This window comes from Bifidobacterium sp. N5G01 (assembly GCF_002742425.1).
In the GTDB taxonomy this organism is placed as follows: Bacteria; Actinomycetota; Actinomycetes; order Actinomycetales; family Bifidobacteriaceae; genus Bifidobacterium; species Bifidobacterium hominis.
In genome coordinates, this window is sequence record NZ_NJNP01000001.1 from 713,219 (window position 1) to 729,151 (window position 15,933).

The following is a 15,933-nucleotide window of genomic DNA, read 5'->3' on the forward strand; positions in this document are numbered from 1 at the left end:
ACCATGCTTCACCGTCCAAAAACCTCCAGTCACTGGGAAAAATGGACGCCAAATCACAAATCAGCCACAGATGGAGCCGTAATCACAACGATCACAACGAAGCTTTAATGTCTTGAGCCAGATGAGCGTTCCACATGGCACCCGTGGCACTCATCACCGCGTTCGCACCAGCCTCACGGTACGCCTTGTAATCTTCCGGACGAATCACACCGCCCACGCCGACGATCGCAAAATCAAGCCCCAACTTCTCACGAATCGCACTCAAACGGCCGACCATATCGAGACCGGCGCCACGAATCGCATTGCCGCACACGCCCGAACGGTCACGACCCGCGCCAGGCAACGCCTGATTGCCGTTCGCATCCACCAGTTTCGCGGAAATCGTGTTGATCGTGGAAAAGCCCTGCACCGCACCATGACCGGCGGTTTCCCGCACCATGATCTCCAGATCGGCATCGTTCGGAATGTATGCGAGCTTCACAATCAGCGGACGATCGCCGACTTCGTTCTTCACCGCTTCCGTAATCTCGCCAACCAAATGCGGATCGTGGCACAGCAGACGATTATGCCCCTCATTCGGGCAACTGGTGTTCATTTCCATCAGACCAGCGCCAGTTTCGGCAACCAAATGCGCGGTGGTGACGTGATCGGCAATGTATGCCTCGCGATCCATGCCTTCCACGCGGGAACCTTGGAAGCTCGGCACCAGCAGCTGACCATCGCCGGCCGCCGCGATCGCCTTTTGCATATCCGGCTGCCACTCGTCCGGATCACGGGAGGGAACGCCGAAACTGTTGGAAATCGAAATCGGAAGCTCATAGCGGGTGTCGGCAAGCACACCCTCGTCAAGTTCGGCACTGCCGGGAACCAGTGAACCGTCAGCATTCCTCGGATGCACGGCAAGCACGTTCGGGAACGCATTACAGCCCCATGCGCGGGAGCGAACCGTCTTATACACGGCCAAATCGAAACCCATGCGGAACGCAGCCGTGGTGAAACGCTCGTTCAGCAGCGGGCCTGCCGGAATGCCAAATGACAGGTTCACGCGAAAACCAAGGAATTCCTGAGCTTGAGCCCGAACAACATGGGCAGCCTGATCTTCACTGGAAGAATTGGACGCAGCCGCAGCAACAGGAGCGACCGAATCTGCAGAATCAGACGAATCAGCCTTCAACGCTTCGGCAAACGCGCCAAACGGCCCTTGCAAATAATTGTCTTCATACGTGCGATTGACATCATAAAACGGCGCGAAACCCTGACTCATATTTCTCTCCGAAAGCTACGAAAGCGCAAACCAATAAGCCCACCATAGCGCGTCTCATATGCAAAACCCGCGCAAATCTCACATAATCGGCAATCCTGACGTCCCAATTCTTCCAGTCACTGGAGGAATCACCCCGCTACGGACCGTCTCAAAGTCCCAAAACCTCCACCCACTGGAGGAATCCTCCCGCAAACAGCCCGCGCAACAATGCAAGCGGGGTGATCCTTCCACCCAGTGGAGGAATCACCCCGCACAAACAGCCCGCGCAGCTAGCCAGACGCCAACTCAGATAATGCCGCGATCGGCAAGCGGCCCCTGCCAATCCGGGTATTCGCCTTCGCGTGCGGAAGCGATCGTCTGCTCCGGTTCGCGCTTGACCGGCAGCGTCTTCGGCTTGAACGGGAACTTTTCGGCACGCATCTTCTCGTATGCCACGATATCGTCTTCATACTGCAACGTCAGATCGATATCGTCGTAGCCGTTCATCAAACGCCAACGGGTGTAGTCGTTCACCTCGAACGGCAGCGTCACATCGCCGCACGTCACCGTGCGATCCTCTAGGCTCACGGTCATTTCACGGCCCGGCTCCTCGTCGAGCAGCTTCCACAGCAGCTCAACGGATTCCTGCGGCATAATCGCAGCCAGCACGCCGTTCTTCGCGGTGTTGCCGTAGAAAATGTCGGCGAAACGAGACGAAATCACCACGCGGAAACCGTAATCGTGCAGCGCCCACACGGCATGTTCACGCGAAGAGCCAATGCCGAAATCCGGTCCGGCAACGAGAATCTTGCCCTGCTTGTATTCCGGCTGGTTAAGCACGAATTCCGGATCGCGACGCCATGCGTAGAACAGCGCGTCGTCAAAACCGGACTTCTGCACGCGCTTCAAAAACACGGCGGGAATAATCTGGTCGGTATCGACGTTGGAGCGGCGAAGCGGCACAGCCACGCCGGTAAGAGCAGTCAGTTTTTCCATTTCAACATTTCTTTCGATTTACGATTCACAAGATGCCGGAAATCCAAGATTTTCCAAGTTTTTCGAGGATTTCCAAGGATTCACAGGTCAGCCGGAGACGAGATGGTACCGCGGATGGCGGTTGCTGCGGCAACTGCCGGCGATGCCAAGTGCGTACGCGATCCCTTGCCCTGACGGCCTTCGAAGTTGCGGTTCGACGTGGAAATGGAACGTTCGCGGGCCACCATCTTGTCGGGGTTCATGCCCAGGCACATGGAGCAGCCGGCGTTACGCCATTCGGCACCGAAGTCCTTGAATATCTTGTCGAGTCCTTCCTTTTCCGCCTGCAGACGCACACGCGAGGAGGCCGGCACCACGAGCACGCGGTGAATGTTCTCGGCCTTGTGGTGCCCCTTCATAATGGAGGCGGCCACGCGCAGATCCTCAAGGCGTCCGTTGGTGCAGGAACCGATGAACACGGTATCCACGGCAATGTCTTTGATGGGCGTGCCCGGAGTCAAACCCATGTAGGCAATGGCACGCTCGGCCGCGGTGCGCTCGGTTTCGTCGTTGAACGAGGCCGGGTCCGGCACCACGCCGGAGATCTTGATGCCCTGGCCCGGATTGGTGCCCCAGGTCACATACGGTTCGAGATCTTCAGCCTTGATGGTCACTTCCTTGTCGAACACGGCGTCATCGTCGGTTTTCAGCGTCTTCCAGTATTCGACGGCCTTGTCCCACATTTCGCCTTCCGGCGCGTGCGGGCGGCCCTTCAGGTATTCGAACGTCACTTCGTCCGGCGCGATCATGCCGGCGCGAGCGCCTGCTTCGATCGACATGTTGCAGATGGTCATGCGTGCGTCCATCGACAGTCTCTTGATGGCTTCGCCGCGATATTCGATGACGTGCCCTTGGCCGCCGCCGGTGCCGATCTTCGCGATAATCGCAAGAATAATGTCTTTTGCGGTGACGCCCTTCGGCAGCTCACCTTCGATATTCACGGCCATGGTCTTGAACGGCTTCAGGCTCAGGGTCTGCGTTGCCATAACATGCTCGACTTCGGAGGTGCCGATGCCGATGGCCATGGCGCCGAACGCGCCGTGCGTGGAGGTGTGTGAATCGCCGCACACGATCGTCATGCCCGGCTGCGTCAGACCCAGCACCGGCGCGAACGCGTGCACCACGCCCTGATCGGCGTCTCCCAGCGGGCACAGACGTACGCCGAAATCCTTGCAGTTCTTTTCGAGCGTGCTCAGCTGCAGCGCGGAGATCTTATCCGGATTCGGGCGGTCGATGTCGGCAGTCGGAGTGTTGTGATCTTCCGTTGCGATCAGCTGGTCAAGGTGACGAGGCTTGCGTCCGGCCAGTCGCAAGCCTTCGAACGCCTGCGGACTGGTGACTTCGTGCATGAGCATCAAATCAATGTACAGCAAGTCGGGAGCCCCATCACTACCCTTGCGTACCAAATGATCGGCCCAGACCTTCTCGGCCAATGTCGTTCCCATTGCGGGACCTCCTCGGATTTTTCCTCGCTTTTTCCTCGCGGGTATTGCCAACCCGCGTTGTTCGTGCTATAAGCCTATGGTGTTTAAGCCCGGTTCGAATGCGTCTATGCCGGTATTTGAGATACTTGCATGCAACGCACGTATTATGCATGCGTCGAGTTCACGTTAATTCACGCTAAAAACACGCAAAATGCGACATACCTCCCCGCACGCGCCAACATAATCGTTGAAAAATCAGCATTTTCCCAACTTTTCCATTACCGAGTAAGAATTAAAAAATTTCTGCTTTACCGCAGTCCGACATTGCGTACATTTTGCATTTCAATATGTGAGATGGCATAATCCCTCTTATGACTTCTTCGAATACAAGCACCGCCATGCCTGAATCGCAGTCGAATGAGACTGAGCTTCAAGCTGAAAACCACCGCACGATGTCTTCTCAAAGCAACGAGATTCATTCCGGTGTGGGTGTGCTTGACAAGACCGTCAAAATCCTTGACGCGCTCGAATCCGGTCCGGCAACGCTCGGGCAACTGGTTTCCTCGACGGGCTTGGCCCGACCGACCGCGCATCGACTGGCGATTGCGTTGGAACGTCACCGTTTTGTGTTGCGTGATCAGCATGGTCGTTTCGTTCTTGGATCGCGTTTTGCGGAATTGGCCGCAGCTGCCGGCGAGGATCGTTTGCTGACCGCAGCCGCGCCGATTTTGCAGACGTTGCTGGATCGTACCGGCGAATCCGCGCAGATTTACCGCCGTCAGGGCGATATGCGCGTGTGCATTGCCGCTGTGGAGCGCGCGTCCGGTTTGCGCGATTCCATTCCGGTTGGTGCGATGCTGTCGATGGAGGCCGGTTCCGCAGCCCAGATTCTGCTGGCTTGGGAGGATTCCGAACGTCTGCATCAGGGGTTGCGTCACGCCAAGTTCACCGCGGCCAAACTTACCGCCGTACGCAAGCGCGGTTGGGCCGAATCCGTGAACGAACGCGATGAGGGCGTATGCTCGATTTCCGCGCCGATTCGCAATGCTTCCGGTCAGGTGATTGCCGCAATTTCGATTTCCGGCCCGGACGGTCGTATGGGATCCAATCCCGGACGCCGTTACGCCCCGCTGGTCATGGCTGCCGGCAAATATTTGACTGACGCCCTGATTAAGGCTTCTTCCGGCCGCTGACAGGCAGTTATGGTCTTATGACCGTACGGCTTCGCAAGCTTTTCGACCGTGCTTTGCAACGCATGCAAGGCACGGTTTTTTATTTGCGGTTTTCATTTGCGGTTTTCATTTGCGGTTTTCATTTGCGGTTTTCATTTGCCGCGATTGCCGTTTACTTGTGCAGCCAAGACAGCAGTTTGCTCCGCCAGGTTGGCCTATGCAGCAGGTCCATGCCTTCGGATTCGGGCTTCGACTCGCTGGTCATACCGTATGCGTACGCCTTGCCCGCGCTCGGCTTGCCCACCAATTCGCCGTATTCCAGTAGCTGTGTGCGCGGCTCGTACGGATGTCGAATGTCGAACTCGATCAGGCGTGCGGCCCTCTTCTGCGGCACCGGACCGTACGATCCGAAACCGCTGGTGGGCGACGCGATCATCATCAGCCCGTCAACCGCCTTCGGCAAAACCTTCACCGTCCGCGCATCATCGGAATTTTGCGGAATAGGTACCGTTCCAACGAACGCATTGCGGTGATCATGCCCCGCGGAAATCGCGAAATACCCGTATTGCTCCAAAATCGCAAATTCGCCGCTGTCGGCATCGGGACAGCTGATACCCTCCCCCAAATAACTGCCGGGAAGCGTTTTCTCCTCGTCCAAAACGTAGTGTTTTCCGGCGAAATTGCGGTAGCCTTCGATCGCGCGTGCCGCATTCGCCGCAGCCGGCTTCAACAGTTGGTAATACTGTTGCACCGGAAAATGTTGAAATACCATGCACGGCACTGCCTGTTCCTGCGTTTGCGCGGTTTCGTGCGATCCTACCTGTTCCTGCGATTGCGTGGCCATCATTCCCGGCACTTTGGCAAGGAATCGCAACGCCTCCACGGACGGGCTTCCGTACCCGCCGGAATGTGCATAATCGCCTGAATCCAGCAATACCAGGCCAAGCACGGACGTCGTACGATCCACGTCGGAAACCGGCAACGCGAATGTTCCCGACTCGCAGGCAAACACGCGTTGGCTCGGCAAATATTGCTCCGCCTGAAGTCGCGCAGAATCCGTACTTTTCGCGGAATCCACGATTTCCGCAGAATCTGCGCTTTCAGCGTTGCTCTCGTCTCCCGTAGGATCAGGATTCAGGCATCCGGGAAATTCCCTGCAAATGCTTTCGATTTCCGCATTGCCCAACCCGCACTGAAAATCATGATTGCCGAAGGTCACCGCCCACGGAATGCTACGGTCGACGAGCGGATGCACGAGCTGTTCGATGGTGGCGCGCACGGATGTGCGGGTGCGTTCTAATGCGGCTTCGAAACGTTCGGACACCTCGGAGGACTTGGATGAGGAGGTCTCGCACGCAGTTTCGGCAGACGCGCTCCACCGGCGTTTACGTGTGGTTTGCGCGTATGCGGGATCGTATCCTGCGATCTGATTGCCGGTGAAGATAACAATGTCCGGCCGTGTGGCGTCCAGCGACGCTTCGATGAGTTTGACGGTGTCTTTGCTGACTTTCGGCCCGTCTTGGATGTCGGTAAGCTGCAGCACGCGGAATTTGCCAGATTGGTGGAATTGCAGTCGTCCCAGTCGCGCGGATATGGAAAGTGGGCGATCGTCTCCTTCTTCCGCCGGTTGGATGCGCGGTCGCGTGGCCGCGGCTTTGGCGGCATGCTGCAATTCAGTCATAATCCCTAGGGTAGTGCAATTATGGTTCGCTTGGCATATTCCCTTGTCGGACATGCTGCACATTTACCGCGTTAGTCATGCATGAGCAACAAAGCGGGTCCGAAAGAGTCCCTCGAACCCGCTTCACCATGACATACGCCGAAATGTTACCGCGTAACTGCCGTTTCTACCGCAACACGTCGGCGGTATCGCCTGATGGCAACCACTTCGACCGCGATAAGTACCACGCCCACAGCGGCATCGGCACCAACTACAATCTTCTTCCACGGCTCCAGACCAACTTGGTCCGAACCCTCTTCGTACATCCAGCTGCCCACCACCGTATAAAGAATGTTCTTCGACGCCCGGCGCATGTACTGCACCGTGCTTGCATCCTTGACATTCCGAGGCACATTCGGTCCCGATCCATACGTGGACAGCATTGCGTCCATGCCATTGGCGACGGCCGCATCCGCATTCATGAACCCGTGTCCGTTGTCGCGGAAGTAATCGGAAATCGCCATACCTTGGAAGCCCCATTCATCACGCAGGACGGTGTTCAGCAGGTTGCCGCATTCGCCCACCCACTTAACACCGAGATAATTCCAAGCGACCATCAGCGCATGCGTGTGAGCATCTTTGACGCCCATCTCGAAGGGTTTGAGATAGATTTCACGGATTGCCTGCTCATTAGACCAGACGGAAACCATCTTCGCGTTGCCGTCATACAACGCGAAATGCTTAATGTATGCGTATACGCCATGCTTGGCGGCACCCTTGATGGCGCTGACCGCCATGATGCCGGACAATGTGCCGTCTTCCGAATAGAACTCGTAGTTACGACCACCGAACGGCGTCCTGTGAATATTCACACCGGGAGCGTACCAACCGGCTACATCCATTTCCTTTGCCATGGCTCCCATAATCTCACCATAACGCTCGACCAACTTGGGATTCCAGGTTCCGGCAACCACCGTCGCGACGGGGAAGCCGATTGATCCGGCGCCGGTGAAGTTGTTGTTGATTGCAGCTGGACCATCGGCATCGTTGGTTTTCACTTTGCCGATTGAATCCACTGCCGCAGTCTGATAACCAGCTAAAGAAGTCAACTGCACCATGTCACCGACACTCATCTCATCGAGTAGCTGATCCCAACGTTCATCATCGTATGCCGCTCCACGCAGGTCAGCCAGCTTGAGATTGTTTTTCGCCCCGGTGATCGGCATGGTCGCCTTGGAATCAAGGTACGTGGTGAAATCAAAGTTAGAGTTCACATGGTAGACGGCACGATCCTTTTCGCTCATGACATCGCTACCTGCCGCAGTGGACTCGTCATAGTTCGCGAAACCATTCGCCCTGGAAAGGTACTGAATATCACCGTTGCAGTCATCGAACTGGTTGGTCGCCGCGACTTTATCGCCATTGTGCATGGTTTCGCCCGAGTACACTTTCCTACTTGTGACCACGTAATCCTTGGAATCAAGCTCGTTATGGGAGTCGGCGTTGATGGAAATATGATACTTTCCAGAATCCAATACATACGCTTTTTCGGTCTGGTAATCATACGACGCCAGATCGTCCAAGGTGAAGGAGACCTTGATTTCCTGCGATTCCCCCGGCTCAAGCAGCTTTGTCTTCTGTTCGTCAATCAGGTTCGCAGTGGCCTTCTCAATGCCACCATCAGTGTAGGGTGGATTGAAATAGGTCTCCACAACATCCTTGCCGGCCGTTGTACCGCTGTTGGTGACGGTCACCGTAAAGCTCAACTCACCGTTCTTCTCCGTGATATCGCTCATCTCCTGCTTGAACGTGGTGTAGCTTAGGCCATATCCGAACGGGTATTGCACAACGCTGTCGTAATCGATCGCACCTTCATCGGCAGCGGTCTCATAGAATTTGTAGCCAACATAGATTCCTTCGGCGTAATCGATGTATGCCGGGGAAAACTTTTGTGGCTTACCGGCATTCATGCCATCGACAGTCAAATCCTTCATATTGCTGTAATTGGTTTTGACCGCATTGTTCCGATAAGGGGCCTTGGTCATGTCATATACGAAAGTGTCCGTAGTACGCCCGGAAGGATTGACCTTGCCGGAGAGAATCTTGCCCACTGCGTCAAAACCTACATGCCCCGGCCCTGCGCACCACAACGCCGCCTTGATCTGCTGATGCTCGTTCAGAAAGCCCAGCTCCATCGGATTGGCTCCGTTGTACAGCACGACGACCTTATCGAAGTTCTTGCACACCATGCTCACAAGATCGCGCTCCGTATGGCTGAGACGCAGATAATGATCGTTCTCGGAGAACTCCTGATAGTCCTTGGAATTGCTGTCGATATCGGTTTTGCTCATGTCGGTAGGCAAATCGTTGGCTCCTTCGCTGGCCCCTCGTGTCAGCGTGATTACAGCCACGTCAGAATACGCTTTCGCCTGCTCCAGCAAGGAATCCGAGTAGGTGGATATCGCCGGCTCAGGCAGGGTCCAGCTCTGCTTCTGAATGGTCATTTCGGGACGATCGGACGTGTAAGAAGCATAGAATTTCGCCAAACCAGGATTGACGGAGAATCCCGCATGCTCGAGGCCCTGGCGCAACGAAATCACCTCATAATTCTCATTGATGCCGCCCGAGCCTCCACCCGAATACGTGGGATTCTCCGACGCCCAACCAAAGAGATTCAGTTTTTTGACACTCTTCAGAGGCAGTGTGTCATCGTCATTCTTCAACAGAACAAAACCTTCTTCGGCAATCCGTTCTGCCACTTGCTTCGCATCCTCGGTAGTGGCTTCGCTCACCGTGCTCGATCCCATGGTCAGACCGATGAGTGTCGACATCGGACCAAGGCAAATCAGACTGGCCACGGCCACAATCGAAGCCATCATGCCAACGAACGTACTACTCCGTACCAGCTGTCTCGTCGGCTTCGCAATCCAGTGGCAGGAAATCGCCACCACAAGACCGACGGCCAGCAGGACACCCAAAGTCACCAAATACCATTTGCATGTCTGGAGCACACCAATGACATCTTCCATATTGATGCCGACCATATTCTTCTCCTTTGCATAATCGCTGCCGTCCAGCCACTTTACTGAATGCAACGCCGCGAGCAGGCGTCATCATCGATATCGATTACAGCAAAATCAAAGATTCGAACATACTAAAAAGCACCGTTCTGTCATCCGTAGCGCAAAATTTGTCATCTACGAATAACGCGCTAGCGGGTAAGGTATTGCTTCCAAGCTTCCTTGAACGCGGTCTTTCGAGGACGGCTGACAGGTATGCTCTCGCCGTTCGAAAGTTGCACTTCTCGGTCAACGATGCCTATGACTTGCGACAGATTCACCAGATAGCCGGAATTAATTCGAACGAAATTATCCGAACAGTCGCTCAATCGTTGTTCCAGTCCGGTAAGGGACCCTTCAATCTGTATATTTCCAATCATCGTGTGCACGACAGTGCGGTGTCTGTGAGACGAAGCATAGAGAATCTCATCCAGACGCAAACGCCGTTCTTTCCCGGATGCCCTGACGGTAACCGTGGGAATGCCATGGATGCATCGCGACATCGCTGCGGAGAACAGCGTCCATGAGGGTGGTTTCAGGATGTACGACGCCGCACCGACTTCGTATCCATCAACAGCGCAGTCCTCAAACATCGAAACCAGAATAATCTCGACAGCCGTGTCCGTTCGACGAATTTGCCTGACACCGTCAATTCCACCATTCGACGACCGGCCGACATTGACGAGTAGCACGTTCCATTCCGGGACGTATTCCTCGATAAATTTTTTGACATCGGAAAATATCTGAAGATGAAGGTCCAAGCCGAATTGATCCGCATAGCGATTGCACAGGCCGGACAGTATCTTCTGACACTGTGGGGCATCATCCAATATCGCTATGCGAACCTGTACCATGGTGTTCATTATAAATGGTGAACGAGAAAACAAAAAACCCTCGCATCTGCGAGGGTCATTGGCTGGGATGCCTGGACTCGAACCAAGAATGGCTGAACCAGAATCAGCTGTGTTGCCAATTACACCACATCCCAATTTGGCAGGCGTGGCAACTTCGAAAAGTTGTCCGTCGTACCCCCGACCGGATTTGAACCGGTGTTGGCGCCGTGAGAGGGCGTAGTCCTAGACCGCTAGACGACGGGGGCTTGAGTTATTGCTGTGATTCTCAGCTGAGCCGTGAACCGCAACGAGTGATAAATATACGCGAATCCGCATGAGTACGCAAGTCACGGCGTGTCGCGCCATTTTCCACCATTTTTGAACATCATCCCAAGAACAACAAAACCCGCTGGAACAAAACATTCCAGCGGGTCAATAGTCATGCAATCATGCAAACGCACGAATCAGCACATCACAGGTGCTCGCGCAAACCCTGCAGGCGAGCGACGGTGATCTCCTTGCCGACGATCTCCATGGATTCGAACAGCGGCGGAGACACACGACGGCCGCTCATGGCTACGCGCACAGGGCCGAATGCCAGACGCGGCTTGTAACCGCCATCCTCAATCAGCGCCTTGTTCAGCGTCTCATGCAGGAAGTCGGTTTTCCAATCAGCCTCATCGACAGCGGAAAGCGCGGCAATAGCAGCGTCGAGCACCGCCGGAGCGGAATCCTTCAACTGCTTCTTGGCATCGTCGTCAGGCTCGATATAGCCCTCGGTGGAGAGCAGCGAGCCGACCATGCCCGCAACCTCGCCCAGCAGGCGCACGCGCGGCTGCACGAGTTCCACGGAAGCGGACAGCACTTCGCGCTCACGGTCGGTCAGCGCATCCCAGGAATCAGCGGAAACCACGCCGTCACGGTTCAGATACGGCACGGCACGGTTCAGAAAGTCCTGCGGTTCGAGCATGCGAATGTGTTCAGCGTTGATGGAAATGGCCTTGTCGATGTCGAAACGGGCCGGATTGGCCTTGACGTCACGCACGTCGAACTTCTCGATCATCTCTTCCATGGAGAACACGTCGCGGTCGGCGGCGATGGACCAACCCAGCAGCGCCAGGTAGTTCAACAGGCCCTCGCGAATGAAACCGTTGTCGCGGTGCAGGAACAGGTTGGATTCCGGATCGCGCTTGGAAAGCTTCTTGTTGCCCTGACCCATCACGTACGGCATGTGGCCGAACAGCGGCATTTCCTTAGCCACGCCCAACTCGATCAGGTAACGGTAGAGCACGATCTGACGCGGGGTCGAGCTCAACAGATCCTCGCCGCGCAGCACCACGTTGATGTTCATCATGGCGTCGTCGACCGGATTGGTCAGCGTGTACAGCGGATCGCCGTTCGGACGCACGATCACGTAATCCGGCACGGAACCGGCCTTGAATTCAATGCGGCCACGGATCAGATCGTCGAACGCGATATCCTCGTCGGGCATGCGGATGCGCAGTGCCGGCTTGCGGCCTTCGGCGCGGAACGCGGCCTTCTGCTCTTCGGTGAGATTGCGGTCGTAACCGTCGTAGCCGAAGGCCTTCGGGCGTCCTGCAGCCACGTTGCGGGCTTCGATTTCTTCCGGAGTGGAGAAGGATTCGTACGCATAGCCGGCTTCAAGCAACTTGGCTGCGACGTCCTTGTAAATGTCGCCGCGCTCGGACTGGCGGTACGGACCGTCGGGACCGCCCACGTTGATGCCCTCATCCCAGTCGATGCCCAGCCAATTCAGGGCTTCGATGATCTGGTTGTAGCTTTCCTCGGAGTCACGCTGGGCGTCCGTATCTTCAATACGGAACACGAACGTGCCCTTGGTGTGGCGGGCCTCAGCCCAGTTGAACAGTGCGGTACGGACCATGCCGACGTGCGGAATGCCGGTCGGAGACGGGCAGAAGCGCACGCGAACATTCTCAGGAAGTTCTGGTTTGGTGTTTTCAGCTTCAGTCATAGGTTCCATTGTGCCCCGCAAACCGGACGTGCCACCCATCCCCACACACCGACTCGTCAACAACGCCGGCAACAATCAGTTTCTCAAATTGTTAATTATATGTATTTTGTATCTTATTTCATGAGAGAGTATTATATTAACTGACTTCATTTTTTGATGTCGATTCACTTTCCGAAAGGGTATCTAATGACGGACCCCAACCAATATAATCCACAGAACCCGCAGCAAGCCCCGCAATACGGCGGCTACGGCTCCTACGGGCAGAATGATTACGGCCAGCAGGCACCGCAATACGACGCACCCGACTACGGCCAACAGGCACCCCAGTATGGCTCACCGCAATACAGCGCACCGCAGTACAACAATGCCGCCGGCTACAACCAACAGCAGCCGCAGTACGGTGCGCCTCAGCCTCAGGGGGCCAACGGTTTCTTCGCACTGACCGCTCCGCTCGATCAGCCGGCATATAACTGCACCATCGGCGAGGCGTTCATCCGTTTCTGGAAGAAATACGCCACATTCAAGGGTCGCGCCTCCCGCGGCGAATTCTGGTGGTGGATTCTGTGCAACTGCATCATCATCGCGGTTTTGGACGTCATCATCGGCAACAACGCCGCCAACGGCATTCAAAGAACTGTCAACACTATGTGGGGACTGACAACGATTATTCCCTCCCTCGCGCTTTCCGTTCGCCGCCTGCACGACATCAATAAGCCAGGCACCACACTGGTCATCCTCTATGTAGCTGACCTCATTGGCGCAACTGTCATCGGCGTCTTTTTGATGGGCATTCGCTTTATCCCAGCAATGGATGGAGTTGGCAAATCAGATCTTGCCGGACTTTTACTGTTCCTTTTTGGCCTCGTCACCTTCCTGGCCACGTCGATCATATTCATCGTGCTCATGGCCAGGAAGACCGATCCGGCCGGCGTACGCTTCGACGACCCTGCAGCCGGCAACGGTTATGCCCCAGTTCCGGCGGCACCGACCCCAACCCCTGCAGCCACAAACGCTCCGTACGGCACCCCGTATGGTTCCGACGATTCCGACGGATCCGACGACCCTACCGTGGAAGGCAATATCCGTCACTGACGAACGTCGCGCACAACCCAATCACGACCACGTCACAACAAAATATCACCTGCAACAATCAGTAATAAAAATCCCGGCACTGCAGTCACAGGTGCCGGGATTTTTATATTGTCACGTCAATGCCATCATTCGATGTCATGACAGGATTTCATATTCCAAATTTATTCTTAGAATACCCGTTTTGCAGTATTTTGATTATTCCGAATCGCGCTCCGAGGTGCCACCTTCCGTATCTTCGGCTTCCGCAGCATCCGAGGCTTCGCTCGAATCAGACGAATCATCCTTCTTCGACTTGAACTTTTCGGCAAGCGCCTCCCTGCTCTTACGCTCGTCTTCATCCTTGGCTTCCCGCTCGGCCTTCTTCGGATCCCAGCGCAGGCAATCCGCATGATACGACCATTCCAAGCCCGCCTGCGGAATCATCATGTTTGCGGTTATGAGGAAGGTCCGCTCGCAGAAGGAATTGACCTCGACCGGAACGATTCCATCCATGTGGCGTATGGAATCGCGCATCTCAACCAGTTGCAGCAGGGCCGCATCGCCCATGCAGGTCGGCGGAATGGCCATCTGCTCGCACAGCTCGTTGGCGTACAGCAATACCGGCAGCACACGTATGACCTGCTCGCCCAAATCGTCAATGCCGTCGCACATGAGATTCATCAGCCCGTCACACACCGCAACAGATGCAAGGTAGCGGCCGGTGAGCTGCAACGGATCGACCGTGGTGGCATAGCAGAAGCTGACGTTCTTCGACACTTCGCCGTCGAATTCGAATCCGGAGCTACCGCGAATGAGGTGAGTGACGCTTTTCATCACACTGCGGATGCTCTTTTCGACGTGGGCGTCGATGAAGATGCCCAGAATGTCGGCCGCTTTGAAAAACAGGTCGACATTGTTGGTTTCGGAATAATCGCGCATCACATCATACGCCTGATTAGCTTTCTTCAGGGCCTGCACCACTGCTGGATCGCAGCCCGGAATCTCATCCATTCCCTCATATACGGCTTCCGCCACGGATATGTCGACTTCATCCGGCAAGCGCAGCAACGCCCTTGCCATCATGCAGGAGAACCCTACCTGCAGATCTTCCATATACTTGGCGTCGTTCTCCATCTCCTGCGCGGTTTGCAGCGGCCACAACTCCACCACTTTGACGCAATATTCGATAGCCAACTGCGTATGAGGCATATTGTAGAGCGGGTAAAGCGCTTCGTTGTTGATCTTAAAAGGCATTCGTGCTCCTTTGCAGCCTCGACGTTCATATCTTCGCTAAGCCCATCAGGAGACCCAGCCCTTCAATAATGGCATGGAATCCCCTTCCTTTCAACAACCGACGCACGTTACCTGCCGCATATCAGCCATCACAACCATCCGCCGCGCGTTTCACGCATTATTTCACGCCGGCAGCGGGATCGACATACGTGATCGACAAAACCTTTCGCGTATCGCAATCGTAGGTAATGGAGGTGATGGAGGCGAGTGCCGTGTGGCGCAGCAGCATATTATGTTCCGGGTGCCCGGTTTCCAGCATGTGCCTGTAGCTCCAGATGGGCGATTCGTGGCTGACTACAATGATTTGCTCGCCCGGATGCTCCCCCACTTTTTCGAGGGCGAACGCTTGCACGCGATGCGCGATCGACTGGTAGCTTTCGCCCCAGCTTGGCTTCCATAGGTTGCGTACCAGCTTCCAGTTGCCGTTTTTCCAAAGCGCACCTTCGCCGTAGCCGATGCGCGTGCCACGGAATTCGTTGCGCGCTTCGATGATGCGCTCGTCGGCGGTGAGTTCCAGCGGCTCCTCGCCACGGGTTTCGCGCACTTCGTTGAGTGCGGTGAGGATTTCGCCGGCCGTTTCGCGCGTACGTTCCAGCGGCGACGAGTAGATGGCGGAAACGGTGTTGAGTTGCGGACTGACGGCAATGTAGTGCGCGGTCGCCTGCGCCATGCGCACGCCCACTTCCGACAGGTGGAATCCGGGCAGTCGTTCGTAGAGCAAATGCCCCGGATTTTCGACTTTGCCGTGACGTACGAAATGGATGGTTGTTGCGGGCATCCCTACCGCCTTTCCGCAAGATGCTGCCGGACTGCTGACGTTGACTGCTGACGTTGACTGCTGACGTTGACCGATGGAACGAAAATCCTGCAATTGCAAGCTCTGGAAGCGTTGCGCAACCATTTTGCGACAACCTTCTTTCGCCCGCCGAACATCTTTTCGTCCACCAAGTGAACGTGTGGTGAGTACTTACAAAATAACCAATCGAATTATGTCTGCCAACCTCAATGTACCGCGTGTTGCGACAGCACCTCCGCATAAAGTTGTCTAGGTCAAGAAGACGACACACAACCAATCTCCACTCCCCTATGCAACACGCTGAAACGTCAATCGATTGACGTTCAAGCGAGGTTGAAGTGAGAAACTGGGGCT

Annotated in this window: 11 protein-coding genes and 2 tRNA genes; 2 read left to right on the forward strand and 11 right to left on the reverse strand. The window is 55.6% G+C overall.

The window, feature by feature from the left end; all coding sequences use genetic code 11:
• Positions 1-91: 91 nt before the first annotated feature.
• The 3 genes from CE168_RS03145 to leuC form a co-directional block, all read right to left on the reverse strand.
• Entirely contained in the window at positions 92-1,264 is a 1,173-nt protein-coding gene (locus CE168_RS03145; protein ID WP_099571059.1) for a diguanylate cyclase, read from the reverse strand.
• 285 nt (positions 1,265-1,549) lie between these two features.
• Positions 1,550-2,239: a 3-isopropylmalate dehydratase small subunit gene (leuD, locus tag CE168_RS03150; protein ID WP_099571060.1), complete on the reverse strand. Its 690-nt coding sequence runs from the start codon at positions 2,237-2,239 to the stop codon at positions 1,550-1,552.
• An 80-nt stretch (positions 2,240-2,319) separates the two neighbouring features.
• Positions 2,320-3,723: a 3-isopropylmalate dehydratase large subunit gene (gene leuC, locus CE168_RS03155; RefSeq protein ID WP_099571061.1), complete on the reverse strand. Its 1,404-nt coding sequence runs from the start codon at positions 3,721-3,723 to the stop codon at positions 2,320-2,322.
• Positions 3,724-4,154: 431 nt separating this feature from the next.
• Here leuC and CE168_RS03160 point away from each other — a divergent pair, with 431 nt between their 5' ends.
• On the forward strand, positions 4,155-4,895 hold the full coding sequence (locus CE168_RS03160) for an IclR family transcriptional regulator (protein WP_143253530.1): 741 nt from the start codon (positions 4,155-4,157) through the stop codon (positions 4,893-4,895).
• Positions 4,896-5,046: 151 nt separating this feature from the next.
• On the opposite strand, the gene CE168_RS03165 is transcribed toward CE168_RS03160, so the two are convergent.
• The 6 genes from CE168_RS03165 to gltX form a co-directional block, all read right to left on the reverse strand.
• Positions 5,047-6,555 carry a metallophosphoesterase gene (locus tag CE168_RS03165; protein ID WP_099571062.1) on the reverse strand — a complete coding sequence of 503 codons (1,509 nt, stop codon included), beginning with the start codon at positions 6,553-6,555 and terminating at the stop codon, positions 5,047-5,049.
• 146 nt (positions 6,556-6,701) lie between these two features.
• Positions 6,702-9,578, reverse strand: a complete 2,877-nt coding sequence (locus CE168_RS03170; RefSeq protein WP_099571063.1) for a glycoside hydrolase family 3 C-terminal domain-containing protein — start codon at positions 9,576-9,578, stop codon at positions 6,702-6,704.
• Positions 9,579-9,745: 167 nt separating this feature from the next.
• Positions 9,746-10,447, reverse strand: a complete 702-nt coding sequence (locus CE168_RS03175; protein ID WP_180753668.1) for a LytR/AlgR family response regulator transcription factor — start codon at positions 10,445-10,447, stop codon at positions 9,746-9,748.
• A 59-nt stretch (positions 10,448-10,506) separates the two neighbouring features.
• A tRNA-Gln gene (locus CE168_RS03185) sits at positions 10,507-10,581 on the reverse strand.
• 38 nt (positions 10,582-10,619) lie between these two features.
• Positions 10,620-10,692 (reverse strand) — tRNA-Glu (locus CE168_RS03190).
• 206 nt (positions 10,693-10,898) lie between these two features.
• Entirely contained in the window at positions 10,899-12,419 is a 1,521-nt protein-coding gene (gene gltX / locus CE168_RS03195) for a glutamate--tRNA ligase (RefSeq protein ID WP_099571065.1), read from the reverse strand.
• A 186-nt stretch (positions 12,420-12,605) separates the two neighbouring features.
• Between gltX and CE168_RS03200 the strand changes: the two genes are divergently transcribed.
• Positions 12,606-13,511: a DUF805 domain-containing protein gene (locus tag CE168_RS03200; RefSeq protein ID WP_180753669.1), complete on the forward strand. Its 906-nt coding sequence runs from the start codon at positions 12,606-12,608 to the stop codon at positions 13,509-13,511.
• A gap of 195 nt (positions 13,512-13,706) precedes the next feature.
• Here CE168_RS03200 and CE168_RS03205 read toward each other — a convergent pair whose 3' ends face one another.
• Positions 13,707-14,744 (reverse strand): hypothetical protein, encoded by a 1,038-nt coding sequence (locus tag CE168_RS03205; protein ID WP_099571067.1) that lies wholly within the window; start codon positions 14,742-14,744, stop codon positions 13,707-13,709.
• 157 nt (positions 14,745-14,901) lie between these two features.
• Complete coding sequence (locus tag CE168_RS03210) at positions 14,902-15,561, reverse strand: histidine phosphatase family protein (protein ID WP_099571183.1); 660 nt, start codon at positions 15,559-15,561, stop codon at positions 14,902-14,904.
• Positions 15,562-15,933 lie beyond the last annotated feature (372 nt).